The organism is Microbacterium sp. Y356, from assembly GCF_059445355.1.
Genome location: NZ_JCAIUE010000002.1, coordinates 22,326 through 48,139, shown reverse-complemented (window position 1 = coordinate 48,139; position 25,814 = coordinate 22,326). Strand labels below are relative to the sequence as shown.

Annotated in this window: 20 protein-coding genes and 1 other RNA gene; 5 read left to right on the top strand and 16 right to left on the bottom strand. The window is 65.5% G+C overall.

All coding sequences use genetic code 11. The features are described 5' to 3' along the window. Positions 1 to 137: 137 nt before the first annotated feature. The 5 genes from AC1C2Q_RS13850 to AC1C2Q_RS13830 all read right to left on the bottom strand — a co-directional run bounded on the left by AC1C2Q_RS13850 (position 138) and on the right by AC1C2Q_RS13830 (position 4,992). Complete coding sequence (locus AC1C2Q_RS13850; protein ID WP_495450613.1) at positions 138 to 1,208, bottom strand: aspartate-semialdehyde dehydrogenase; 1,071 nt, start codon at positions 1,206 to 1,208, stop codon at positions 138 to 140. Positions 1,209 to 1,351: 143 nt separating this feature from the next. Beyond that, positions 1,352 to 1,804 carry a GNAT family N-acetyltransferase gene (locus tag AC1C2Q_RS13845; protein ID WP_495450612.1) on the bottom strand — a complete coding sequence of 151 codons (453 nt, stop codon included), beginning with the start codon at positions 1,802 to 1,804 and terminating at the stop codon, positions 1,352 to 1,354. 1 nt (position 1,805) lies between these two features. After that, positions 1,806 to 3,092 (bottom strand): aspartate kinase, encoded by a 1,287-nt coding sequence (locus tag AC1C2Q_RS13840; protein WP_495431800.1) that lies wholly within the window; start codon positions 3,090 to 3,092, stop codon positions 1,806 to 1,808. Positions 3,093 to 3,181: 89 nt separating this feature from the next. Then, the gene (locus tag AC1C2Q_RS13835) at positions 3,182 to 3,799 is read right to left on the bottom strand and encodes a response regulator (RefSeq protein ID WP_495431799.1); all 618 of its coding nucleotides are present in this window, start codon (positions 3,797 to 3,799) and stop codon (positions 3,182 to 3,184) included. Next, the gene (locus AC1C2Q_RS13830) at positions 3,796 to 4,992 is read right to left on the bottom strand and encodes a sensor histidine kinase (protein WP_495450611.1); all 1,197 of its coding nucleotides are present in this window, start codon (positions 4,990 to 4,992) and stop codon (positions 3,796 to 3,798) included. Before AC1C2Q_RS13830 ends, AC1C2Q_RS13835 begins: the two co-directional genes overlap by 4 nt. A gap of 95 nt (positions 4,993 to 5,087) precedes the next feature. On the opposite strand from AC1C2Q_RS13830, the gene AC1C2Q_RS13825 reads away from it, so the two are divergent. Then, the gene (locus AC1C2Q_RS13825) at positions 5,088 to 5,564 is read left to right on the top strand and encodes a DUF2871 domain-containing protein (RefSeq protein WP_495450610.1); all 477 of its coding nucleotides are present in this window, start codon (positions 5,088 to 5,090) and stop codon (positions 5,562 to 5,564) included. A gap of 2 nt (positions 5,565 to 5,566) precedes the next feature. On the opposite strand, the gene AC1C2Q_RS13820 is transcribed toward AC1C2Q_RS13825, so the two are convergent. The 11 genes from AC1C2Q_RS13820 to ffs all read right to left on the bottom strand — a co-directional run bounded on the left by AC1C2Q_RS13820 (position 5,567) and on the right by ffs (position 18,288). Beyond that, positions 5,567 to 6,502, bottom strand: coding sequence for a DMT family transporter (locus AC1C2Q_RS13820; protein WP_495450609.1), 936 nt, complete (start codon positions 6,500 to 6,502; stop codon positions 5,567 to 5,569). A gap of 94 nt (positions 6,503 to 6,596) precedes the next feature. Beyond that, positions 6,597 to 7,190 (bottom strand): recombination mediator RecR, encoded by a 594-nt coding sequence (gene recR / locus AC1C2Q_RS13815; RefSeq protein WP_495431795.1) that lies wholly within the window; start codon positions 7,188 to 7,190, stop codon positions 6,597 to 6,599. Then, the gene (locus tag AC1C2Q_RS13810) at positions 7,190 to 9,445 is read right to left on the bottom strand and encodes a DNA polymerase III subunit gamma and tau (RefSeq protein WP_495450608.1); all 2,256 of its coding nucleotides are present in this window, start codon (positions 9,443 to 9,445) and stop codon (positions 7,190 to 7,192) included. Before AC1C2Q_RS13810 ends, recR begins: the two co-directional genes overlap by 1 nt. Positions 9,446 to 9,498: 53 nt before the next feature. Next, positions 9,499 to 11,997 carry a glycoside hydrolase family 65 protein gene (locus tag AC1C2Q_RS13805; RefSeq protein ID WP_495450607.1) on the bottom strand — a complete coding sequence of 833 codons (2,499 nt, stop codon included), beginning with the start codon at positions 11,995 to 11,997 and terminating at the stop codon, positions 9,499 to 9,501. Continuing rightward, entirely contained in the window at positions 11,994 to 12,755 is a 762-nt protein-coding gene (locus AC1C2Q_RS13800; protein WP_495431792.1) for an HAD family hydrolase, read from the bottom strand. Before AC1C2Q_RS13800 ends, AC1C2Q_RS13805 begins: the two co-directional genes overlap by 4 nt. 105 nt (positions 12,756 to 12,860) lie before the next feature. Next, positions 12,861 to 13,484, bottom strand: coding sequence for an SDR family oxidoreductase (locus tag AC1C2Q_RS13795; protein ID WP_495450606.1), 624 nt, complete (start codon positions 13,482 to 13,484; stop codon positions 12,861 to 12,863). After that, positions 13,481 to 14,704 (bottom strand): acetate/propionate family kinase, encoded by a 1,224-nt coding sequence (locus AC1C2Q_RS13790; protein WP_495450605.1) that lies wholly within the window; start codon positions 14,702 to 14,704, stop codon positions 13,481 to 13,483. Before AC1C2Q_RS13790 ends, AC1C2Q_RS13795 begins: the two co-directional genes overlap by 4 nt. Next, a complete protein-coding gene (gene pta, locus AC1C2Q_RS13785; protein ID WP_495450604.1) occupies positions 14,701 to 16,836 on the bottom strand; it encodes a phosphate acetyltransferase in 2,136 nt (711 codons plus the stop codon). The genes AC1C2Q_RS13790 and pta overlap by 4 nt, the downstream gene beginning before the upstream one ends. A gap of 35 nt (positions 16,837 to 16,871) precedes the next feature. After that, positions 16,872 to 17,450 (bottom strand): hypothetical protein, encoded by a 579-nt coding sequence (locus AC1C2Q_RS13780; protein ID WP_495450603.1) that lies wholly within the window; start codon positions 17,448 to 17,450, stop codon positions 16,872 to 16,874. A gap of 89 nt (positions 17,451 to 17,539) precedes the next feature. Further along, the gene (locus AC1C2Q_RS13775; protein ID WP_495431787.1) at positions 17,540 to 18,142 is read right to left on the bottom strand and encodes a rhomboid family intramembrane serine protease; all 603 of its coding nucleotides are present in this window, start codon (positions 18,140 to 18,142) and stop codon (positions 17,540 to 17,542) included. A 49-nt stretch (positions 18,143 to 18,191) separates the two neighbouring features. Then, positions 18,192 to 18,288, bottom strand: an RNA gene (ffs, locus tag AC1C2Q_RS13770) — signal recognition particle sRNA small type. 79 nt (positions 18,289 to 18,367) lie between these two features. On the opposite strand from ffs, the gene AC1C2Q_RS13765 reads away from it, so the two are divergent. From AC1C2Q_RS13765 to AC1C2Q_RS13750, 4 genes are all read left to right on the top strand, one after another. Continuing rightward, positions 18,368 to 21,289, top strand: a complete 2,922-nt coding sequence (locus AC1C2Q_RS13765; protein WP_495450602.1) for a DEAD/DEAH box helicase — start codon at positions 18,368 to 18,370, stop codon at positions 21,287 to 21,289. A 114-nt stretch (positions 21,290 to 21,403) separates the two neighbouring features. Further along, on the top strand, positions 21,404 to 22,381 hold the full coding sequence (locus tag AC1C2Q_RS13760; RefSeq protein WP_495431785.1) for an AAA family ATPase: 978 nt from the start codon (positions 21,404 to 21,406) through the stop codon (positions 22,379 to 22,381). Between the two features lie 9 nt (positions 22,382 to 22,390). After that, a complete protein-coding gene (locus tag AC1C2Q_RS13755) occupies positions 22,391 to 23,590 on the top strand; it encodes a DUF58 domain-containing protein (RefSeq protein WP_495450601.1) in 1,200 nt (399 codons plus the stop codon). Beyond that, the gene (locus AC1C2Q_RS13750; protein WP_495450600.1) at positions 23,577 to 25,811 is read left to right on the top strand and encodes a transglutaminase TgpA family protein; all 2,235 of its coding nucleotides are present in this window, start codon (positions 23,577 to 23,579) and stop codon (positions 25,809 to 25,811) included. Before AC1C2Q_RS13755 ends, AC1C2Q_RS13750 begins: the two co-directional genes overlap by 14 nt. Positions 25,812 to 25,814 lie beyond the last annotated feature (3 nt).

The window sequence follows — 25,814 nt, the reverse complement described above, 5'->3', positions numbered from 1 at the left end:
AGGGCCCCGTCTACCCTGCACAGATGCAGGGCGATCGAACGGATGCAGGGCGAAACGCCGTCGGATGGGCAGACGTCCGTGCATCGGCCCTGCAAGTGTGCCGGCGACTCGATACCACCGTCCGGCCGAGACGCGAGTTAGACGGCGACGGTGAGGCGCGCGGCGACGATCTCGGCGATCTGCACCGCGTTGAGCGCGGCGCCCTTGCGAAGGTTGTCGTTGCTGACGAACAGCACGAGACCCTTGTTCTCCGGCGCAGACTGGTCGGCACGGATGCGGCCGACGAAGCTCGGGTCCTTGCCTGCCGCGTGCAGCGGGGTCGGCACCTCTTCGAGAGCCACACCGGGAGCGGATGCCAGGATCTCGCGGGCACGGTCGGGGGTGATGTCGTCCGCGAACTCCGCGTGGATCGACAGTGAGTGACCGGTGAAAACCGGAACGCGCACGCACGTGCCCGCGACCAGCAGGCCGGGCAGCTCGAGAATCTTGCGGCTTTCGTTGCGGAGCTTCTTCTCCTCGTCGGTCTCGTTCAGTCCGTCCTCGACGATAGAACCGGCGAGCGGGATGACATCGAAGGCGATGGGTGCGACGTAGTTGTTCGGCGCAGGGAAGTCGATTGCGGAGCCGTCGTGCACGAGGCGCAGCGTGTCACCCTGAGCGAGCACGCTCTCGACCTGGCCGAGCAGTTCCTGCGCACCGGAGAGGCCGGAGCCCGACACCGCCTGGTAAGTGCTGACGATGAGACGCTCGAGACCAGCGGCCTCGGCGAGGGGCTTGAGCACCGGCATAATCGCCATGGTCGTGCAGTTCGGGTTCGCGATGATGCCCCGAGGGCGGTCGTCGGTCGCGTGCGGGTTCACCTCGCTGACCACGAGCGGCACTTCGGGGTCATTGCGCCAGGCGCTGGAGTTGTCGATGACGACGGCACCGGCTGCGGCGAAACGGTCAGCGTAGGCGCGGCTGGCGGTGGCGCCGGCGGAGAACAGCGCGATCTCAATGCCCGCTGGGTCGGCGGTCTCGACATCCTCAACGATGACGTCGACGCCCGCGTACTCGATGGTCTTGCCCGCCGAGCGAGCCGAGGAGAACAGGCGCAGCTCACGAATCGGGAACGCGCGCTCGCTGAGAATCTCGCGCATGACAGTGCCCACCTGACCGGTGGCGCCGACGATGGCGACGGAGTGTCCTGAGTCAGAGATGCGGGTCATGAGAGTCTCCTTGGCGACGTGCAGTATTGCAAACGAAGCGCAAGGCACGGCGTCGGGGTGCGGATGCCGCGCCTGGCGCCGATGTCAGGGTTCTGGTGAGTCTACCCTTCGACAGACTCAGGGAGCGACCGGCCCAGTAGCCGTCAGTCTCCGGCGACCGGTGCGATGTACGTGAGGAACGGCGATCGCTGGGCGACACGCTCATAGAGTCGCTGCGCATCGGTGTTCGATTCCGAGGTGATCCAGCGCACTTCGAGGAGGCCCTCTTCTGCGGCGATTTTCTGAAGGCGTGCGATCAGCGCCGATCCGACGCCATGGCCTCGGGCATCGGTCGTCGTGAACAGGTCGTCCAGGAAGATCGCCGTACCACCCCGGGACGGACGGGCGAAGCGACGCCAGTGCGCGAGTCCGATCGGCACGCCGTCCTGCACCGCAATAAGCGCATTCAGCTCATGGCTCTCGTCGTGCAGCCATCGCCAAACGGTATCGATCACCGCATCGTCGTGCTCGAGCGCGTAGAAGTCCCGGTATACGTGGAACAGCTGTTCCCATCCTTGCCGGTCGGACTGCTCGACCGGCCGGATGAGGATGGTCATCTCAACGCCCAGTGCCGGCGTGTACGACAGCCTCGGCGTCGCCGTCGAGCCCGTACGCGGTGTGCACGATGCGGGATGCATCGGCGAGGTCGGTGTCGCGCAGCACCACGGAGATGCGGATCTCAGAGGTCGAGATCATCTCGATGTTGATACCCGCGGTCGACAGCGCCTCGAAAAGCGTCGCCGAAACTCCGGAGTGCACGCGCATGCCGGCACCGACGACCGAGAGCTTGCCGATCTGGTCATCGTGGATGAGGCCGTCGAACCCGACTTCGGACTGCTCAGCGGCCAGCGCTTTCAGCGCCGTCGAGGCATCGGCCTTCGGCAGGGTGAACGAGATGTCGGCTCGGCCGGTGGATGCCCCGGACACGTTCTGCACGATCATGTCGACGTTGGCACCGGACTTCGCGACAATCTTGAAGATCTCGGCAGCCTTGCCCGGAACGTCAGGCACGCCGACGACGGTGATCTTCGCCTGACCCATATCTGTGGCGACGCCTGCGACGATCGGTTCTTCCATGACTTCTCCCTCAGCTTCGCGGGGGTTCTTCATGCCCTCGCCCAAAACGTATGTGCCTTCGCTTGATGAGAAGGACGATCGTGCGTGGATGAGCACGCCGTGACGGCGGGCGAACTCGACGGCGCGGATGTAGAGCACCTTGGCACCGTTTGCAGCCAGCTCAAGCATTTCTTCGCTGGAGACGTGATCGAGCTTCTGCGCCCGGGGGATGATTCGCGGGTCAGCGGTGTAAATGCCGTCGACGTCGCTGTAGATCTCGCACACGTCAGCGCTCAGCGCTGAGGCCAGTGCGACAGCAGTCGTGTCGGAGCCGCCACGACCGAGTGTGGTGATGTCGCGGGTGTCGCGGTTGAAACCCTGGAATCCGGCGACGATGACGATCGCGCCCTCGTCGAGCGCTTCGCGCAGGCGAACCGGTGTGACATCGACGATGCGCGCCGAGCCGTGATGATCGTCCGTGATCATGCCGGCCTGACTGCCGGTGAACGAGCGGGCCTCAAAGCCCATGGAGTGGATCGCCATGGCGAGCAGCGCCATCGAGATGCGCTCCCCGCTGGAGAGCAGCATGTCAAGTTCACGCGGTGCGGGGATCGGTGCGACCTCGTTCGCGAGTTCAAGCAGCTCATCGGTCGTATCGCCCATCGCGCTCACGGCGACGACGACGTCGTGCCCTGCTCGTCGGGTGTCGACGATGCGCTTGGCTACGCGCTTGATGCTCTCAGCGTCGGCGACGGACGAGCCGCCGTACTTCTGCACAATGAGGGCCACGTTCACTCCCAGGGATGTCGGGCAGATCCGCCCACCGGCCATTGTACTTTCGACGCGTATGCCGCCGAGCGCATGTGACACGGCGCTGGTCAGAGAAGTCCGAGTCGACGCGCCTCGCTGGTGGCGGCAGAGCGGCTGGTGGCGCCGAGTTTCTCCAGCAGATGCACGACATGCGTCTTGACCGTGGATTCAGAGATGAACAGCCGTGCGGCGATCTCTTTGTTCGCCGCACCTGCATCCACCAGCAGCAGAACCTCACGTTCGCGGTCGGTGAGTTCGACCCGCGGTGACCGCAGAGCCGCGATGAGTCGCTCATCGCCTCCCGGCGTGAGAACCATCGCGCCTGCGGCAGCGTCGATGATCGAACGGACGATCGTGTCGTTGTCGACGTCCTTCAGTAGATAACCGGCGGCGCCCGCTTCGATCGCGCGAATGATCTGCGCATCGTGATCGAACGTCGTCAGGATCAGCACAGCCGGAGCATCCGGCAGCCTGCGCAGCGCGGCGGTCGTCTGGACGCCGTCGATCCCCTCACCGAGACGGAGGTCGCACAGCACGACATCTGGTTTCAGGACGGATGCCATCTCGAGAGCTTCTTCGCCTGTCGAGGCCTCCCCCACTACGGTAAATCCGCGGGCCTCGATGATCGCGCGCAATCCCGCACGAACGACGGGATGATCATCGATCAGCATGACTCGTGTGCTCATGCGGGGTTCTCCTCCGATGACGCAGCGCGCACCGGCACTTCGGCGACGAGAACGGTGCCCTCTCCCGGCGACGAGCGCACTGTGAGCTCTCCTCCGTATTCGCGTAGCCGCGAGCGCATCGCCGAGAGGCCGTATGACGTCGAAGTCGAAGGCGTGGTCGAAGCGTCGGGGCGGAAGCCGACGCCGTCGTCAGTCACTGTCAGCCGCGCCGCCGCACCCACCATCTCCAGGCCGACCTCGACGGCATGCGCCTGCGCGTGCTGGCGCACGTTCGCAAGCGCCGACTGCGCAACCCGCAGGAAGACGACCTCGATCGGCGTCGGCAACGTCGGCAACGCATGGTCGGCCCGCAGCGCGGTGTCGATACCAGTGTCCGCGTGCAGTGTGTCCAACATCCGCGCGAGGGCGGCCGCGAGCGCCGAGCCCTCCAACTCGGCCGGTGCGAGCGCCGCGACAATGCGACGAAGATCAATGAGCGAATGCTGCGCGAGCGACTCGATCTGCGGCATCCGCTCGCTGTCGCCGCCGCGCGCAAGCAGCACCATCGAGCTGAGTTCCTGAGCGATAGTGTCATGCAGATCTCGCGCGAGGCGGGTGCGCTCGTGTGTGGCGCCCGCCTCACGCTGGGTTCGTGCGAGGTCTTCCTGAAGCGACGACATCTCCTCCTGCGTGCGCACCAGCGAGGCGATGAGACGATCACGTTCGACGGCATCCCGCACGAGGGCGTCATAGCCAAGGGATATCGCCAGCGCGAAGCCGCCGCCCAGCAGAGGCCCTGCAATATGCGCGAACGAAATCGACACCTGGTGCAGGATCGGCGCGATGATCGCCGCGACCAGCACCGGCAGCGCGAAAAGCACCGACGGCAAGGTGCGCAGCACATGCCCTGCGAGCAGCAACAGCGGGAACGCCAGCCACACGAACTCGGCCGAGACGACGAGCATCGCCAGCCACAGGATGCTGAGTCCGCACAGCCACCAGCCCGCAAAGCGACCGCGGGTGAAGCTCGCCCCGGCCCCATACCAGGCCAGGAAAGCACCCGCTGAGAGCATGGCGGGCAACAGTGGCACGCCGACGGTGACCGCTCGGAACGCTGTCACCACGGCCAGCAGCACCGTGATCAGATGCAGCGCGAAGCGCGCTGAGGAGAGCATCCGCCGCCGAGCGGGGTCAGTGACGGACGGAGCAGACATGATCTGATTCTGCCTCGTTCGGTCTCAGGATGCGCCGTCTGGATCTCGATCTTTCGATGGATCCCGCACGCGCGATGGCCGCGCACGCTGGAATCATGACTGTTGAAACCGTTCCCGCCCCGCGCATCGTTTCGCGCACCGCCCAGCTTCTCCTCCTGCGTGCCGTCACCGCATACACAGTGTTGGGGCTGGCCGCCGGCCTCTTCTACCGTGAATTCACCAAGGCCAACGGGTATCCAGAGGGCTTGATGGGACAACTGGGACTCGCGCACACGCACATCCTCACGCTGGGGATGATCGTGCTGCTGATCGTGCTCGCGCTGGAGAAGTCATTCGCGCTGTCGTCGAGCAAGCTGTTTCGTTGGTTCTTCTGGATCTACAACGCCGGTGTCGTGCTGACGGGTGCGATGCTGATCTGGCACGGGATGCTGCAGGTGCAGGGCCTGGAATCATCCAAGATGATCGCCGGCATCGCCGGGCTCGGGCACATGTTCGTCGGCGCTGGCTTCGTTCTGCTGCTGCTCAGCCTGCGCGCAGCGATTCGTCGACAGCCTGCTTCCGTACAGCAGTGAACTCAGGGTTGCGTCCCGTCCAAAGCCGTGGCATCCGAAACGATGTCGCTCTTCGGGCGGGGGCGCAGCCGTCCGCCGGTGCCCGCGAACCAGCATCCGATGATGATGAGTGGGAATCCGATCAGCAGACCTGGTGTGAGCGGCTCGGAGAGCACGATCGCGCCCAGGACGATCGCGACGACCGGGTTGACGTAGGTGAACAGAGGCGCACGCACTGGCCCCACTTCGCGGATGAGCGCAAAGAATGCCAGGAACGCCACGGCCGTGCACACGATTGCCAGGACCACGAGCGCAACCGTGGCAGGCACAGTCGGCACCTTGTGCTGGGTGGCAAGCGCGATCGGCAGATAGAAGATGCCGTTGGCGATGAGCGCGAGGGTGATGACGCCGAGCGACGGAACGCCACCCAACTTCTTCGCCACGATGAACGGCGCTGTCGCGTAGAGCACCGCGACCAGGAGCACCTCGGCAACCGCAACGAGGTTGCCGCTGGCGAGTCCCGGCCCGGCCACCACAACGAGGACACCGATGAATCCGATCACCAGACCGATCGCCCGTGCGGGCTTCAGCACACCACGATCACCGCTGAGGAGTGCGATGATCACGGCGAACAGCGGCACGGTGGCGACAAGGAGTCCTGTGAGTCCGGATGGCAGCGTCATCTCGGCGTGGCCGAGCAGCACGAAGGGCCCGGCGATCTCCACCGCAGCAAATGCCAGCACCCACCGCCAGTGGCGCAGCGCCGCCTTGAGTGCTCCGCTGCGGATCGCGAACGGCAGCAGCACCAGGGCGCCGATGATCGCGCGACCGGCGACGATTGCCGGTGGGGAGTAAGACTCCACGGCGATGCTAATGAACAGGTATGGGATGCCCCATAGCACAGCCATCGCACCGAACAGCAGCCATCCCTTTCGGGTGAAACCGCCGTGGGTGTTCACTCGGCCACTGCCATTTCGTTGACCACGGCCACTTCGTTGACCACAATCGCTTCTTCGGCCACAGCCACGTCATTGTGGCGGATGGCGACGGCGGTCACAGCGTGCGCCGACCCTCGAACGCGCGACCCAGCGTGACCTCGTCGGCATACTCGAGATCACCGCCGACGGGCAGTCCGGATGCCAGACGTGAAACGGTGATCTGCATCGTGGTGAGAAGCCTGCTCAAATAACTCGCCGTTGCCTCGCCCTCGAGGTTGGGGTTCGTCGCGAGGATGACCTCCTGCACGGTGCTGTCAGCGAGTCGCGTCATCAACTGAGTGATGCGCAGGTCATCTGGTCCAACACCTGCGATGGGGCTGATCGCTCCGCCAAGCACGTGGTAGAGGCCACGGAACTCGCGTGTGCGTTCGATTGCGGACACGTCTTTCGCGTCTTCGACAACGCAGATCAGCGCCGGGTTGCGGCGCGGATCACGGCAGATCGCACAGCGATCCTGCTCGGATACGTTGCCGCAGATCTCACAGAAACGCACCCTGGCACGGACGTCGGCGAGCAGTTCCGCAAGCCGGGCGACATCGAACGATGGCGTCTGCAGGATGTGGAACGTGATGCGCTGCGCGGACTTCGGCCCGATTCCGGGAAGACGCCCGAATTCGTCGATGAGTTCCTGAACGATGCCTTCGTACATCAGGCGAACTTCGTCGGAGGCTCGTAGGGCTCTTCGCGCACGAACGTCGCGCCGAGCACCTGGCGGATGACTGCCTCACCGTAGCGCTGCACTCCGTTGGTCGGCTGGAATGCATTGGCCGCGGGCGGGGTGGCAGGCGCAGCGCGCTGCGCCGTCGGTGCCGGCACCGATGGTGCGGGCTGAGGTGCTGCCTGAGGCGTAGCGATCTGAGGTGCGGCGGACTGCGGTGCGGGAACCTCGGACGCGGGCGGCATCGGTGGCTCATAGGGCGGCTCGTCGTCGGGATACGGCGCCTCGTCATCGCCGGGCAGGGGCGGCTCATCGCGATCGATTGCGCCATCGTTCGGGGGCAGCGGCGCGGATGCCGCGGACTCTACCTCGGCGGGCTCCTCATCGACCGGGAACTGCGGCTGAGGTTCATCGGCGGCACTGGGATCAGCAATAGGGATGGATGCAACCGCCCACTCGGTGACGGGTGTCGACGGGGCTGCCTGCTGCGTGTCGGGCTTGGCCCCAGGCTTCGGAGCCGTGCGCACCGGGGCAGGCGCTGCCGCTTCGGATAACGCCGCTGGCGGCAACGGGGCGGGGCGGTACTTCACACGTACGCCGAGCTCCTGATCGATCGCATCGCGAAGGTGATCGGATGCTCCATCACCTGGCGTCGTGCCCTTGAACTTCGCAACGTCCTGCTGTCCGGCGAAGCCGATCGTCAACACCTCAGACGCGGTGTCGAAGTCGAGCGGCTGCACTGTGGTGACCAGCAGCCACGACATGCGGTTCACGTTCTCGAGGCGCGTGAGAATGGCTGGCCACGACGAGCGGATGCGGTCGAAATCGACCATTCCGGACGGGGCGGGCACGGAGGTCGCTTCGACAGGCTCGGGCGTGGCGGGTGTGGCGGGCGCTTCGACAGACTCGGGTGTAGCGGGCGCTTCGACAGGCTCAGCGACCGGCACGACTGGCGCGACAGGCTCAGCTTCGGCGGGAGTGGGCGCCGCCACGACTGGCTCCACGACCTCTACGGCAGGCGCAGAAACGACCGGTGCCGGCGCGACTGGCGCCGCAACGACAGGCGCCGCAACAGGAGCGGCAGGCGCAGGCGCAGCAACAGCGGCAGGCACCTGGGCAGCGACGGCAGCCACCGCCACGCCCTGCCCCGCCGCGCTCAGCACGCGGGCGATCATGAGCTCCAGGTGCAGACGGGGAGATGTGGCCCCCGCCATGTCATCCAGAGCGGCGCTCACGACGTCGGCCGTGCGCGAGAGGCGCGCAGCGCCGTATGCGGTGGCCTGCGCGCGCATGCGAGTCAGCTCATCTTCAGCCAGGCCGCGCAGCACCGCCGAGGCGCCGTCGCCGACCGCGGCGATCACAATGAGATCGCGTAGTCGCTCCAGCAGATCATCGACGAATCGGCGTGGGTCTTGCCCGGTCTGCACAACCCGATCGATTGCGGGGAAAGCGGCCGCGGCATCACCAGCGGCGAGCGCCTCGACGATCTCGTCCAGCAGTGCGCCGTGCGTATATCCGAGCAGTGACACAGCACGTTCATATGCGACGGTGTCGGTGTCAGAGCCGGCGATCAACTGGTCAAGCAGCGAGAGCGTGTCACGGGGCGATCCGCCACCGGCGCGAACGACGAGTGGCAGCACACCCTGGGCGACCTTGACGCCCTCTTCGACACAGAGTTTCTCGACGTACTCGAGCATCGCCGCCGGAGGCACCAGCCGGAACGGATAGTGGTGCGTACGAGAGCGGATGGTGCCGAGCACCTTGTCTGGCTCAGTCGTCGCGAAGATGAACTTGACGTGCGCAGGCGGCTCTTCGACGAGTTTCAGCAGTGCATTGAAGCCCTGCGGGGTGACCATGTGGGCCTCATCGAGGATGAAGATCTTGAAGCGATCACGGCTGGGGGCGAAGGTCGCCCGCTCACGCAGGTCACGGGCATCGTCGACACCGTTGTGGCTCGCCGCATCGATCTCGACGACGTCGAGGGATCCGCCACCGGCGCGGGAGAGTTCTACACAGCTCGGGCACGTGCCGCACGGGGTGTCAGTGGGGCCCTCCGCGCAGTTCAGGCAACGGGCGAGAATGCGCGCTGAAGTGGTCTTTCCGCATCCGCGAGGACCGGAGAAGAGATAGGCGTGCCCGACGCGATCGCTGCGCAACGCGGTCATGAGCGGATCAGTCACCTGCGACTGCCCGATCATCTCGCCAAAGTTCTCGGGGCGGTAGCGGCGGTACAGGGCTGTGGTCACTTCCCCAGCCTACGGCGTACCGCCGACACCGAGGTGAGCGATCGGCTTCTCACTCAGTCTTCAACCACACCCATGATCGGCATCGTCGTCGTGATCACCGGTACGGATGCCGAGAGCCGCGTGCCGTCGTCTCGTCGTGCATCCTGGAACTGTCGCAGCGTCGGCCGCCCTGGCAGAACAGGACCCTGGTCGGCGAGCGCGACCACAGCATCCGCACCCGGCGACGCCGTGAACTCGACCCCGCGGACGGTGAATGAGACCGGCTCTCCAGAACGGGCGACGACGCGCAGTTCTTCACGCGTCACCGTCACCTGCAGAGTCGCGCCCTGCCACTGCAGAGGGAAAGACAGCGAAGGCCAGTCCACCGGCAGTCGTGGGTCGAAACTCAGCTCACCCGCGTAATCACGCATACCGCCGAAACCAGACACCAGCGCGGTCCAGACTCCACCCGCGGATGCCACGTGCACGCCGTCGGAGGCATTGTGATGCAGATCGCCGAGGTCGACGAACAATGACTGTTCGAAGTACTCCCTCGCGAGGTCCTGATATCCGACCTCGGCCGCGAGGATCGACTGCACGACCGCTGACAGCGTCGAATCGCCGGTCGTCAGCGGGTCGTAGTACTGGAAGTCGGCAAGTTTCTCCTCGGGGGTGAAGTGGTTGCCCTGCAAGAACAGCGCGAGCACGACATCCGACTGCTTGATCACCTGGAACCGGTAGATCACCAGAGGGTGGAAATGCAGCAGCAGCGGACGCTGATCTTCCGGCGTGTGGTCCAGATCCCAGACCTCTCGCTCCAGGAACATCGCGTCCTGAGGGTGGATGCCGAGGCTCTCGCTGAACGGGATGACGATGGCCTCTGCGGCGCGGTCCCATGCATCCGGCTCGCCTTGTCCCACCCCTGTGCGCTCGACGAGCGCCGCATAGGCCCGAGGATCAGCCTCCGCGATCTCGCGCACGACGCGTGCCGCGTAGCGGAGGTTGTGGCGTGCCATCACGTTCGTGAAGAGGTTGTCGTTCACAACGGTCGTGTACTCATCGGGGCCAGTCACACCGTGAATGTGGAACGTCTCCTCCGAGCCTCCCCCAAGCCCATTGGACGAACGCCAGAACCCGAGCGTCGCCCAGAGTCTCGCCGTTTCCACGGCGATGTCCACTCCCTCGCGGCGGAGGAAGTCCTCATCTCCCGTGGCACGCACATACTTGCCGAGCGCAAAGTTCACGTCGGCGTTGATGTGGTACTGCGCGGTACCGGCGGCGTAGTAGGCGGAGGCTTCCTCGCCGTTAATGGTCCGCCAGGGGAACAGCGCGCCCGCCTCGTTGAGCTGGCCAGCACGGCGACGAGCCGCCGGCAGCATCAGCACCCGCGCGCGCAGCGCATTACGCGCCCACTGCGGGCTCGTATAGGTGAGAAAAGGCAGGACATAGATTTCGGTGTCCCAGAAGTAGTGACCGCTGTAGCCGGAGCCGCTGAGTCCCTTGGCTGGCACCCCTGCCCCGTCCGCGCGCGCAGAGGCCTGAGCCAGCTGGAAAAGGCACCAACGACTCGCCTGCTGCAGATCGTCATGCCCCTCGATCACGACATCCGAACGCTCCCAGAATGCTGCCAGCCACTCTCGCTGACGCTCGAACTGGAACTCGACGCCCTCTACGGCCGCCCGGTCGAGCGATCGACGGCAACGGTCGACGAGCTCTCTCGCAGGCATCCCGCGAGAGGTGTGGTAACTCACGAGCTTTGTGATCCGAATCGGGACGCCGGCTTTCGCCTGCACCCGGAAGACGTGCTTGGCGATGTCGGGTTCGACCAGCATGCGAACGCTGTAGTCGTTATCGGTCTCGATCACGTGATCGGCGACCACGGCGACCGTCATGCCGGAATCAGTGGTCTCGTAAGACAGCACCGAGCGCAGACCGTCTTGCCAGTACTCCGCGGGCTGCAGCACTCGCTCGGTTATCCGCTCGGTCTTGCGTGGGTCGAAACCCGCCTTCTGCGCAACATCCGGTGTGCCCGCGTAGACGTTCCCGCCGTCCTGCCGATTCAGCAGTTGGCAGGACACAGTCACCGGAGCATCCGCATTCTCGACCGTGATCTCGAGTCGAAGGATTGTGAGATGACGCTCTTCGAAGCTGACCATGCGCTCGTCGCGCATACGGATGCGCTTGCCGGACGGCGTGTCCCATACAAAGCTGCGCTCGAGCACACCAGTGCGCATGTCCAGAGTGCGGGTGTACTCGCGCACCTCGGACTCTTCGAAGGAGATCGGCTCATCGTCGACGTAGACGCGCATGATCTTCGCATCCGGTGCGTTGACGATCGTCTGGCCGACTTCGGCGAAGCCGAAGGCCTGCTCCGCGTGCCGAATGGGCCAAGTCTCGTGCAGGCCGTTGATGAAGGTGCCGTGCTCGTGGGCGCCGCGCCCTTCGATGTGGTTGCCACGCAGGCCGAGATAGCCGTTGCCGACCGTGAAGATGGTCTCTGCGACACCGTCCTCTGCATATCGTGTCTCGGTGAGACGCCACGGGTCGACGGGGAAGCGTTCGCGATCGATCATGCGGTCTCCGAGGGGTTGAGCAGAGAGGGGTTAGGCAGAAGGCTGGCAAGGTCGTCGACGATGAAGGTGGCGCCAACAGCGCGCAGGTTGCCCGCGCCAGCACCGCGGTCGACGCCAATGACGACGACGTAACCGGCGGATGACGCGGATGCGACGCCGGCAACGGCATCCTCAACAGCCACGCTTCGCTCCGGATTCACGCCCAGCGCCACGGCACCGGCGCGGAACATGTCGGGCGCTGGCTTCGAGGCAAGACCATCACGCTCGGCGACCACACCATCGACCACGATGGCGAAGAAATCTCGGATACCGGCCTTCGCCAACACCTCCTCAGCATTCTTCGAGCTGGAGACGACGCCCATCGGGATGCCTGCGGCGCGCAATTGCTCGATGAGAGCGAGCGAGCCCGGGTACGGTGTGATGCCTTGCCTGTGCAGGGACGCGGAGAACGCGGCGTTCTTGCGATTGCCGATGCCGCAGATCGTCTCGGTTTCCGGCAGATCATCCACGTGACCCCACGGAATCTCGACGTTGCGGCTGCGCAGCAGACTCGCGACGCCGTCATAGCGCTTCTTGCCATCGACGTAGGCGTAATAGTCGGAGTCGGTGTACGCCGGGGTGATTCCCCACTGCGTGAATACCTGGTCGAATACGGCTTGCCAGGCGCGCATGTGCACCTCGGCAGTAGGCGTCAGCACGCCATCCAGGTCGAAGAGTACGCCTTCGGCGCGGCTCAGGTCGGGCAGGGTCTGGGACACTCAGAACTCCCATCGGCTCGGTGGTTTTGGTGGTCTCGGTTGTGGAGGGACACCTCAACGTGCCTGTCCTGCCAGCGTAGTGGTGGGTACTGAGCGGGGTAAAGGTTACGCGCCTACCGGAGCCAGGCCGACCGAGGTGCGGCTGTAAATCTGGGGCTGTTCGATGGCCTTGACGAGGAAGTCCGCGACCGAGACACGTGGGATCGCCCGGTTCATCGCTGGCGCCCCGGTGAAGGTCTCTACATACTCGACGAACTCGCTCGTGCTGAGCGTCGTCGGGCGCGCGACAGTGACGTCGAAACCTGCGTCTGAGAGCTGACGCAGGGCGCCGCGGTGGTCGGCGAGCGGATGCCGCAGCACCCACTGCACGCCGCGGCCCACGATCCCTGTCAGCTCGTCATCGACACCGAGAGAGCCGCAGTAGGCGATCCTGCTGACACCTGCCTGCCTCATCCCTGCGACGATGTTCGCTGTCATCCGCTCGAGCTCGTCAGATTTCTTCATGCCGGTCGATGACGACAGGCATGAGATCACGGCATCCTGGCCGTGGATGGCCGATGCCACGGCTGCCGCGTCGAACGCGTCTCCCTGGCGCACGGTCACATCTTCGCGGTACTGCAGCTTTTCGGGGGTTCTCACGAACGCTGTCACCTCGTGTCCGGCCTCTGCGGCGCGCCGCACCACGTGCTGGCCCACTCCGCCGGTTGCTCCGAAGACGATGATCCTCATGCGAGGCTCATCGTCTGACGTGCGATCTCGAGCTCTTCATTCGTCGGCACGACGAGCACCTCGACGCTCGAGGCATCGGTGGAGATTCTGCGGATGCCGGATGCGCGCGCCTCATTGCGCGCAGGATCGATCTCGGTACCCAGGAACCCCAGGGTTGCCAGTGCCTCGGCGCGCACGCGTGCAGCATTTTCACCGACACCCGCAGTGAACGAGATCACATCCATTCCGCCGAGCTGTGCCATGTAGGCGCCGGCATAGGTGCGCAGTCGATGAATGTAGACATCGAATGCAAGGATTGCGGCATCCTCTCCCGCATCCACGCCCGCGAGGATGTCGCGCATATCGCTGCGACCGGCAAGGCCCGCCAGACCACTCTGCTTGTTCAGCATCGTGTCCAGCTCACGGCTGTCCATCTGCGCGACCCGGCCGAGGTGCAACACGACTGCAGGGTCGATGTCTCCGGAACGCGTGCCCATCACCAGGCCCTCGAGGGGAGTCAGCCCCATCGACGTCTCCACCGAGCGACCACCGTCGATGGCGGTGACCGAGGCACCGTTGCCGAGGTGGAACACGATTTGCCGCAACTCTGCCAACGGCCGCTTCAGGAACAGTGCGGCCTGCTCTGAGACGTACTTGTGGCTCGTGCCGTGGAATCCGTAGCGGCGGATGCGGTGCCGCTCCGCGAGCTTCCGGTCGATGGCGTAGGTGTAGGCGGCCCGAGGCAGGGTCTGATGGAAGGCGGTGTCGAAGATCGCTACGTGCGGGACGTCGGCGAAGGCTTGCCGACCGGCACGGATTCCCGCGACGGCGCCCGGATTGTGTAGCGGCGCGAGGATCGAGAGATCCTCGATGTTGATTTCGATCAGGTCGTCGATGAGCGTGGGTGCGAAGAACCTCGCCCCGCCATGCACCACGCGATGTCCGACCGCGATGGGCGGGTGCTCCGCAAGCTGCGGGCCGTGTTCAGCGAACTGCTCGAGCATCACGGCCATCGCCTCGTAGTGGTCCGCGACCGGTCGCTCGCTACGATGCGTGGCACTCAGCATTGTCTGTGTGGGTTCGCCCTCGACCGCGAGATGGCGGACGCTGTGGGAGATCTCGCCGGCTTCCTGTCCGATCCGCTCGATGAGGCCCTCACCGAGCGGCAGCTCACGTTCCATGTCCATGAGGCTGTATTTCAGTGACGAAGAACCACTGTTGATGACGAGGACGACACTCATGAGGATGCTCCCTGTGCTGTACCTGCGCCGCCCTGGGCCTGGATCGCGGTGATGGCGACCGTGTTGACGATGTCATCAACCAGAGCGCCACGGCTGAGGTCATTGATCGGCTTGTTCAGCCCCTGCAGCACCGGGCCGATCGCGACCGCGCCGGCCGAGCGTTGCACCGCCTTGTAGGTGTTGTTGCCGGTGTTGAGGTCGGGGAATATGAACACGGTGGCGCGGCCAGCGACGGCGGAGTCCGGCAGCTTCGCCTTCGCGACCGCGGCATCGGCTGCGGCGTCGTATTGGATAGGGCCTTCCACGGGCAGCTCAGGAGCGCGCTCTCGTACGAGTGCGGTCGCGTCACGGACCTTGTCGACGTCGGCGCCAGTGCCCGACTCTCCCGTTGAGTACGACAGCATCGCGACCCGCGGTTCGATCCCGAACTGCTGCGCGGTCTCGGCAGACGAGATCGCGATGTCAGCGAGCTGGATGCTGGTGGGATCGGGAATCACCGCGCAGTCGCCGTACACGAGCACCCGGTCGGCGAGCGCCATGAGGAACACGCTTGAGACGACGTTGACGCCTGGCCGAGTCTTGATGATCTCGAATGACGGACGAATCGTGTGTGCCGTGGTGTGCGTCGCCCCTGAGACCATGCCGTCAGCGAGGCCGAGGTGCACCATGAGGGTGCCGAAATAGGAGACATCAGTGACGGTGTCTGCGGCCTGCTGAACAGTGACACCCTTGTGCGCGCGCAGTCGCGCATACTCCTCAGCGAAACGCGCGACGTACTCAGGATCGGTCGGGCTGATGATCTGGGCCGCGGAGACATCGATGCCCAGCTCAGTGGCTCGCGCGTGGATAGCGGCTTCGTCGCCGAGGATCGTCAGATCAGCGACATCGCGTGCGATCAGTGTCGCCGCCGCCCGCAGGATTCGATCGTCCTCACCCTCGGGAAGCACTATGCGCTTGCGGTCTGCGCGAGCGCGCTCGATGAGCCCATATTCGAACATCAGTGGCGTGACTACGCGCGATTCGGCAAGCCCGAGCTGGGTGGTGAGCTCGGTGATGTCGACGTGTGTCTGAAACAGTCTGAGGGCCCGGTCATAGCGATGCCTGGAGTCGGCCGCGAGACGCCCGCGCGCACCCATCACCCGCACGGCAGTGTCGTAGGTGCCGTAATCAGTGGCGATGATCGGCACCGACGAGGCGAGCCCGTCGAGCAGCTGTTCGATCGGTGCCGGCAGCGGGAACGGCCCGTTCAAGATGACGCCGGAGATCGAAGGGAAGGTGCCCGCGGCATCCGCAAGCAGAATCGCGAGCAGCACTTCGGTGCGGTCGGCAGGAATCACCACCACGGCATCCTCAGTGAGGCGCGGCAGCACGTTCACCATCGACATGCCAGCGACGACCACGCTGAGCGCTTCCCTGGTCAGCAGCTCAGGGTCGCCCTTGACTAGACGACCGTCAACCGCAGCGAGGATGCCGCGGATCGATGGTGCCACCAGCGTGCGGTCCTCCGGGATCGCCCACACCGAGGTCTCCTCGGCGCGCGCGGCGCGCACGGCTTCGATGGCCTGCGGCAGCGCATCCGGATCGGAGCGATTCACGATCACGGCGAAGAGCTCGGCGCGCTCCTCCTGCAGCTCGGCGAGCGCGAGCGCCGCGATCTGACCGACTGTCGCTGGCGTACGCGCCGTCGAGGTTCCGAGCTGTTCAGCGTTGGCCTGTTGGTCGCGACCGCCGAGGACGAGAAGCACGGGCGCACCGAGATTCGCCGCAATGCGAGCGTTGTACCCGAGCTCTGCGGGACTGGCGACATCCGTATAGTCACTGCCGACGATAACGACCGCATCGCACTGTGCTTCGACCGCTTTGAAGCGGGAGACGATGGTCGCGAGCGCCTTGTCAGGATCGTCGCGCACATGGTCGTAGGTGACGCCAACGCAGTCGTCGTACTCGAGGTGCACGCCATCGTGCGCGAGCAACAGCTCGAGCACGTAGTCACGCTCTTCAGACGATCGGGCGATCGGGCGGAAGACACCGACTCTGGGGGTGACTCGCATGAGCGCGTCGAGCACGCCCAGTGCGATGGTGGATTTGCCTGAATGTCCCTCGGCCGAGGTGATGTAGATGCTCCGCGCCACGGAGCCAGCTTAGGCCGTGCTTCCTGCACCGTCTCCTATACCGGGCAGGCGCCGGACAGTGCGTCGACCACCAGTGCGGCATCGTCCTCGAACTGGGCATAGTGATCGGGTTCGGTGTTGATCTGCACGCGGTGGATCGCCTGGGTCGGCTCCATCTGCTGCCACCCCGCGAGTTTCATCAGCCGCGCGTAGAACAGCGTGGCAGCCGTGGCTGGGTCCATCCGCTCCTGTGCGCTCCCCCACCATTCCTGCTGTTGGAACAGCCCGATGCTGCTGGTGGCGGTGCCATCCGGGTTCGTAATGCCGGACGTCTCCCAATCGCCGTAATCGATGTTGTGCAAACTACTCTCGCCCATCGCGGCCATCACGCCGAGCATCTGTCCGTCGCGTTCCAGCCCCTGAGCCGTCGCCGTCCGGACGATGATGGCGGCGTTTTCCAACTGCTCGCCCTGCCACCCCGCCACGCCGTCAGCGGGGAAGGCTGCTGTGTCATAGGCGCACACGGCGATCGGATCGTGCGACGTCGCCACCGGCACAAGCACGATCAGGAACGTGGCGAGAGTGAGCGCGCCGAGAGTCAGGATCACCGGCCGCACAGAACGCCGCGTGTTCACCTTTTTCTTTGTTGACGTTTTCTTCTTCGCTGGCTTCTTCGCCGTCGACTTTTTCGCCGTCGGCTTTTTCGCCGTCGTTGTTCGAGCGCTCACGCCGCGCGGTCTCCGCGTGGCCGCACTCCGGCGAGCGCGGCCACGCCGCCGCCGATCGCTCCGAACAGGTGCGCCTGCCAGGAGATGCCGGCGCTCACCCCGACGATGCCGGCGAGCATCGAGCCTCCGTAGAGCACGATGACGATGAGCGCGACGAGAGCGTAGGCGATGCGGTGCGCGACCGGACGCGGCGAAAATACTCGCACGACGACATACGCGAAGTAGCCGAATACGAGCACGGATGCCCCGACGGTGAGCGTGCCGGGAGCATTGAGGAGCCAGGTTCCCGCGCCGCCCACGAGCGCGACCACGAGCGTGACCAGCCAGAACCTGCGCGACCCCTCAACGGCGACCAGGCAGCCCAGCACGAGCAACGGCAGCGTGTTTCCGATCAGATGCGGCCAGCCGGAGTGCAACAGCGGCCCGAGCACGAGCCCAGGCAGACTGGCGAAATCCCACGAACGGAGCCCAAACCCGGTGAACGAACCGGGCAGAATAGCGTCCACGATCTGGATCGCCCACATCAGGGCGACGAGCGCCAGCGGCGAGACGAAGCGCGCGAAAGCGCTGGTTCGCCGCGGGGCGGTGGAATTACTCACACCATGATCCTCGCAGGAGAAGCTGGGTGACATCCCGCTTTCGGGCAAAAGAAATGACCCTCCGCGCACCCAGCAGAGCCCGGTTACCCTTGCTACGTTTCCGTCCTGGGGGAATTGGCCTGGATGCTGCCACGCGGAGAGCCGAGAAACAGTCTACCCGTCGCGCGACGCAGTCACGAACGCGCCCGGATAGTCTCGATGACAACGAAGAAATACAGGAAGCCCATGGATCCACTCGCCGACGTCGCCCCGTTGAAGTCTTGGCACTTCACTGGCACGCTGCGCACTTACCAGGCCGAAGTCCTCGATCAGCTTCCGCCTTCCGCGGGCGACTCGCTGCACATCGTCGCGCCGCCCGGATCTGGGAAGACGCTGCTGGGCCTGCTGCTCGCCATGAGAGAGGGACGCCGCACTCTCGTACTCGCACCGACGATGACCATCCGTCAACAGTGGCTGCGCGCCGCGCGTGACCTCGCGTCGGACTTCGAATCCGTGTCGGACGATCCCACCCGCCTCGCCGACCTGACTGTCCTTACCTATCAGCTGCTCAGCGTCGCCGGAGACGGTTCACCTTTTGAGGAACTCGCCAGATCACGTTGGGTGGATGAACTCGTCGCCGCTGGCCGCAGCGAGGTGGATGCCTCGACGTGGCTCGCCGAATTGGCAGTGGACAACGCGTCGGCATACCGCGTCGGCGTCCGGCGGCGCGTGCGACGACTGCGAAGCCGGTTCGCCAGACAGCGCCCGGAGGAACTCGCGCGCGTGCTGCATCCGAACGCGGTAAGGGTGATCGATGCGATCGTCGCGGCCGGAATCGAGACGATCGTCCTGGACGAGTGTCATCATCTGCTCGATCACTGGGCGTTGGTGGTCGCTTACCTCGCCGGGCGTATTCGCGAGAACGGCGGCACACCCCTGTTGATCGGCCTCACCGCCACGCTGCCTTCGCCCGATGACGAGACGGAGTTCGAAAACTACGATCAGCTCCTCGGCGAGGTGGACTACGAGGTCCCGACTCCGGCTGTCGTCAAAGAGGGCCATCTCGCCCCGTACCGCGACCACGTCTGGTTCACCGAGCCCGTTCCCGCTGAGGCTGAGTTCCTCCGCCACCATGAAGGGCGTCTGCACGAGCTCATGGCCCAGGTGCTCTCCACCCCGGACGGGCTGTCCTATCTGGAAGAGCAGCTGCAACCGGTCGGAGACGCGGTTGGTGACGCGGAGCACACCCTCATCCGGCTCGACCGTGCCCTGACCTCGGACTTCGCTCTCACGCGGTCCTGCGCCGTGGTGCTCCGTGAGATCGCGCCGAACCATCCGATCGCGACTGTGCTTCCGCCCGCGTTGTTCGACCGTTGCACCACTGACGATCTCCTCACCGTCCTCGCCCGCTTCGCACTTGCTCGGCTTCTCTCCGATCCTGATGCCCGCGCGCAATGGGAGTACGTACGCCGGTCGCTGGCGGATTTCGGATACCACCTCACGGATCGTGGCATCCGACGCGGACGGAACCCTGTTGAGACGACCCTCGCCTACTCCGCTGCGAAGGATCATGCGGTCGTCGAGATCTTGCGTATGGAACTCTCCAGCGCCGATGCCGAGCATGTGCGGGCGGTCGTCGTGACCGACTTCGTGGTCCACGGAAATCACCGAGGCCTTGCCGGAGACGAAGCGGCCGGAGCGCTGCGCACCTTCGATCTGCTTGCTCGAGACGAGATGACCGGCCGCATGCGCCCAGTGCTCATCACGTCGCAGCATCTGCGGGTACGCAGCGAGGATGCCTCGATGATCGCGGCGGCGCTGACTGAACTACTCGACGTCGACGTCGACGTCGAAATCTCCGATGGCTTCGGAGCCGTCCGTGAGCTCAGAGCACCGGGTGTCGGCAGCGGTCGGATCGTCACTGCGGTGTCTGAGTTGATTCGGCGCGGAATCGTTCGACTTCTCGTCGGCACTCGAGGGCTGCTCGGCGAGGGCTGGGACTGTCCCGCGGTGAACACACTCATCGATCTGACCGCTGTGGCGACATCATCCGCCACGCAGCAGCTACGAGGCAGAACACTCCGTCTCGATCCCGACTGGCCCTCCAAGGTGGCGCATAACTGGTCGGTCTCGTGCCTGATCCCCTCACCGGTCGCACTCGACGATGCCGCCGAGCCTCGCAGGCTACGGCGCAAGCACAGTCATCTCTGGGGGCTGAGCAGCGACGACTCCACCCGCATCGTCGCTGGACTCGGACACGCACTCCCGACCGACGCCGCGACCATGCTGGAGCGTGTTCTGAGCAAGGACCCCGGTGCCACTGTCCACGAGATCAATCGGATCACCGCATCGCGGATGCCCACACGAGCGCAGACTCACACCGACTGGCGGATCGGGGAGCCGTACGCATCCCGCGAGCGCGAGATCGTGTCGGTGCGCAATCGCAGGACCGATTCGCCGCTGTTTCGCACCACACCGGCGGTCGCCGTCGGAGTGCCGATGCGGTTCACACTCGGCGCCATCGGCATCGGCACCCTCACTGCCGCGCTGAGCGAGACCGGATTCATCACCATCGCCCCGCCTTCGGCGCTGGGCGTGGCCGTTGCGGGTGGTTTGGTCATCGCTGCATCGTCTACCGCGCCAACGTTGATTCGCGCTCTGCGCAGCCGCTCCCACCCGGCCGACATCTATCGAGGTGCGGCCGTCGCGATCGCGCAGGCCCTGCACGAGGCGCAGCGAATCGCGCAGTTCGATGAAAAGCTGATCGCCGCTCGCAGCGTCCAGGGCGAAGCGAACACGATCCGCATCGAACTTGGCGGCAGTGAGGCCGACCGCCGGCTGATTGCCGAGGCTGTCGAGGAGCTCTTCTCTCCTGCACAGAACCCCCGGTTCCTCCTCCGCGTCGATCGCGGCGCCGCACGAGGGTTCGGCTGGTTCGATCGGCTGGCCGATCGACTCTCCCCCGGCAGAACGCTTCTTCCGGTTCCCCGGCTGATCGGCCGCCGACGGGCGGATGCCGAGCGATTCAGCGAACTTTGGAGCCAGATGGTGGGCAGGTGTTCGCTGCACGAGCTGAGTGGTCTCCAGGGCGCGGCGCTCCTCCGCGTCGCCCGGAGCACACAGAGCCACATCGATCCCACCGAACCGCGTGGTCGAGTGTGGGGTTGAACCCTCCATACGCGGATCCCGGCCCTTCGTCAGGTTCAGGATCCGGAACGCGACAGCCCCAGTCACCAACGCGTACGATCAAAAGAACACCCAACGCAGGGCGAGAGGCAGTGCATGGACGACACCGGAACGCCGATGACGGCTACGCAGTTCGCGACAGAGACCTCCGCGATCCTTGCGTCCGTCGGCAAGGTCATAGATGGCAAGCCGGATGCCGTACGCGGCGCGGTGGTGTGCCTGCTCGCGCAGGGGCACCTCCTCATCGAGGATGTGCCCGGCGTCGGCAAGACGATGCTCGCCCGCGCACTCGCGGCCAGCGTGGATGCGACGGTCCGCCGCATCCAGTTCACTCCCGATCTATTGCCTGGCGACGTCACCGGTGTCTCGGTGTACAACCCCGTCGACCGCGAGTTCGAGTTCAAGCAGGGCGCAGTCTTCGCCCAGATCGTGATCGCCGACGAGATCAACCGGTCCTCTCCCAAAACGCAGTCCGCGCTACTGGAGGCTATGGAGGAGGGCCAGGTCACTGTGGACGGGCAGACGCACCCGTTGCCTGACCCGTTCCTCGTCGTCGCCACTCAGAACCCGCTCGAGATGGAAGGCACCTACGCGCTCCCAGAGGCACAGCGTGACCGGTTCATGATGCGCATCTCGATGGGATATCCGGATGCCGCGGCCGAAGCCCTCATGCTGCGCCAGCGGGACAGCGTGAACCCTCTCGCCTCGATCACCCCAGTCGCCGATGCCCGCTCGATCACTCGGATGATCGGCTGGGCCCGTGCAGTGCACGTCTCCCCCGCCGTCGAGGAGTACGCAGTCGCGCTGGCACATGCAACGCGTTCCGATCCGAGCCTGCACCTGGGCGCGAGTCCACGGGCGACGCTGCAACTCGTCCGCGCCGCCAAGGTCTGGGCCGCGCTGGATGGCCGCGACTTCGTGATCCCCGACGACCTCACCACACTGCTGGCGCCGGTGTTCGCGCATCGACTGTTGCCCGCACGAGGGGTGCACCGTGCCGGCGCACAACCGATCGAGGCCGCACTGAACCAGATCGTGGATCGGGTTCGCGTTCCGGTTGCGGCCCGAGTCTGACATCCGGCCATGCGTCGGCGTAGACCTCTCACCTATCGCGGCGTAGCCGCGATACTTGCGGGGCTGCTCTGTGTGATCGCGGCGAACCTGCTTGCGGCTCCTATCCTGCTCTACGTCGCGATGTTGCTGTTTCTGCTCGTCGTCTTCGCCGCACTCGTCGTACATGTTCCTCGGCGCAGCGGTCCGGTGACCAGGCGCATCTCCACAGATCTGCTCACCGTCGGCGAAGAGTCCCAGGTTGCGGTGCGCTTCGACTTGCGCGCACTGCGCGTGCCGCACGGCACATGGCGGGACCAGTTGCCGCCCTCGGTCTCAGGTGATGCGGAAGGCGAATTCCCCACCGACAACGGCACACACATCCGCTACGCGATCACCGGGGTCAGGCGCGGCGTCTGGCCGGTTGGCCCCCTGCTTTTACGCACGATCGACCCCTTCGGATTCGCCCAGCGGGAGCAGGAGTTCGGTGACACCCGCACGGTCACCGTCGTGCCCGAGATCGTTCCACTCGCTCCGCTGAGCAGCAACATCGGCGCGGCCGGAGGCACAGCACACACATCATCAACGAGGCTCGGCCAGGGTAGCGACAACCTCTCTCCTCGGCATTATGTGTCGGGTGACTCGATGCGCCGCATCCACTGGCGAGCGACCGCCCACCGCGGCGATCTCATGGTGCGCCAGGAGGAAGAGGAATCCAGCCCAGATGCGCTCGTCATCCTCGATCGCACGGCGCGCCGCTGGGAACGAGTAGGCGTAGACGCTGACCCTGCCTTCGAAGCAGCGGTCTCGGCATGCGCATCTATCGCTCTGCACCTCGTGCAGGAGGGCTACAGCGTCGACGTCCTCGACTCGTCAGGAACGATGCTCGGCGCCCTCCGCGGGCATGAGGATGACCGTGACTCATTGCTGGTCGCATTGGCAATGGTCTCCCCCCAGGGCGAGGCGCGAGACATCGTCTCGCTCTTCGACGGCGCACCCCCAGGGCCCCTGGTGATGATCACGGGCCGACTCGATGAAGAGGATGCTGTGCTCCTCCGACACGGCGGCGCTGCAGCTCCCATCCTGCTTGCCGCAGAGCCGCTCGCCGGTGCCACAGATGCTGTCGCAGCACTTGGGTGGTCATCCGCGCAGCTCACCGACGACGTTGCATCCGCCTGGGAAGATGCATTGCCCGCACGCATGGCATCCGGAGGCGGGCATGTCGCACGTTGAACAGCGCCCCGCCGACCGCCGCAGGAACACCGCTGAGCGCCGGGAACGCACGCTTGCCGTTGCACTGCTCTCCGCCTGCGCAGGATTCGTCGCACTCTGGCCATACACATCGGTGATCGCCCCCGGCGGCTGGTCGTTGATGAGCGTCACCATCATCCTGGTCATCGCCGTGACCGGATTCGTCGTACGGCAGTTGCGCGCTGGTAGGGCTGACCGGGTGTGGTCGACGCTGGTCGCCCAACTGCTGGTGGCGATCATGACGCTTACGGCGCTCACGCTGCCACAGGGCGCGTTCTTCGGTGTGATCCCGACCAGAACTACTCTCTCTTCGGTGGGCCGGCTGGCCGCCGAGGCATTCCAGCAGGTGCAGTTCGGTACGGCGCCATTGGAACCGACCCCCGCCTTGGGCGCGATGCTCGGCATCGGGTTCGCCGTGATCGCAATTCTGCTCGATCAGCTCATCTCCCAAAGAATCACCCTGCTGGCCGCGATCCTCGTCGCCACGGTCGGGGCGATGCCAATGATCATCACGCTCGGAGACGCGAACATCCCGTGGTTCGTGGCGCTGTCACTGCTGACACTGTTGCTCTTGCGACACAGCATCCGGCACGATCGAACGTCACCCCGACGCGCGTCGCTCGGCGTCACTGTCTCGCTTGGCGCGGCAGCCGTCGTCGCAGCCCTCGTGATCACCCCCGCGTTGCCGGTCTCCGCAACCTGGGTCGGGCTCGGCACCAGTGTGCAGCTGAACCCGTCCCTTCGTCTGGGGGACGACCTGCGTAGACCCGACCCGTTCAACGTCATGACGCTGGCGACCAGCGCCGAGACAGCACCATATCTGCGCGTCGCAAGCCTGTCGCAATTCGACGGCGAAACGTGGACGCCAGACGAGGCAGATGTGCAGCCGCTCCGCGACGGCTTCGGCGAGCCCGACTGGGCAGAGGGCATCGAAACGCTTGAGAAACGCACGTCGATTCGTGTCACCGGCATCTCCAGTCCGATGCTGCCGGTGCCCTTTCCCGCCACGAAGATCATCGGGCTTGGCTCTGGCTGGACAGTGATGCCAGAAAACCGCACCGTCCTGTCCGAGACTCGGGATGCCGCGGGCCAGGACTACACCGTCACCACTCAGACCGCGCAGCCAACCAAGGAGCAGATTCAGGCGGCCAGCGCTTCCGCCGCTGGTCCTGCCGAGTCGGACGAATCCCTAGAAGCTCTCCCGCCCGCAATTGCGGAGACCGCGCTCACGGTGACAGCGGATGCCGCGACCGACTACGACAAGCTCTTCGCGATGCAGGGCTGGTTCCGCTCGCAGTTCAGCTACTCACTGGACGCACCAGTCGATGGCGGCTTCGATGGCACCGGCGCGGAAGCAGTCGCGGAGTTCCTCGAAGTGCGCTCGGGCTACTGCATCCATTTCGCCGGAGCCTTTGCACTGATGGCGCAGTCGCTCGACATGCAGGTGCGAGTCGTGGTCGGCTACCTTCCCGGCCGGCTGACGGATGAGAAGCGCGGCGACGAGTCCATCTTCGCCGTCAGCAGCGAGCAGCTGCACGCCTGGCCCGAAGTGCATTTCGAGGGCATCGGCTGGGTGCCTTTTGAGCCGACGGCGTCGCTGGGAGTGCCCACGAGCTTCCAGGCCGCCGCCACCGAGGGTGGCTCGGCCGCTGGCCCCAGCGCCCCCGCTCCCAGTGCCGCACCATCGGCGGAAGCGACAAGCGGTCCGGAGATCGATCGGAACCAGGGCGGCTCATCGACTGCTGACGGTCAAGCACTGCAACGCCTGGACCCCACTCCGGTGATGCTGATCACCGGAGGTGTGCTGCTTGCACTGTTGATGCCTGCGCTGGTCCGACTCGTGATTCGTCTGCGACGACACGTCCGCGCCCGTCACGGCGACGCGATGAGCGCGTGGCAGGAGCTGCGCGACACGCTGATCGACCTGCGCCTGCCGGTGTCGGAGGCAGACAGTCCACGAGTTCGCGGCGCCGCATTGGTGGAGCGCGGGGCGGATGCCACCGCAGTGCAGGTGCTGGTTAGCGCTGTGGAGAGTGCCAGCTACGCGCGCGCTGTGGGCGATGCCGGGGACCTGTCTCCCGCCCTCGCACGCGTCACCGCAGACCTGCGCCACAGTGTCGATCTGCGCGTCCGCGTCGCCGCGGTGCTGGTGCCGCGAGCACTGTTCGTCGCGCGCGAGTCACGCAGCTCCGTGATGCCCTAACGG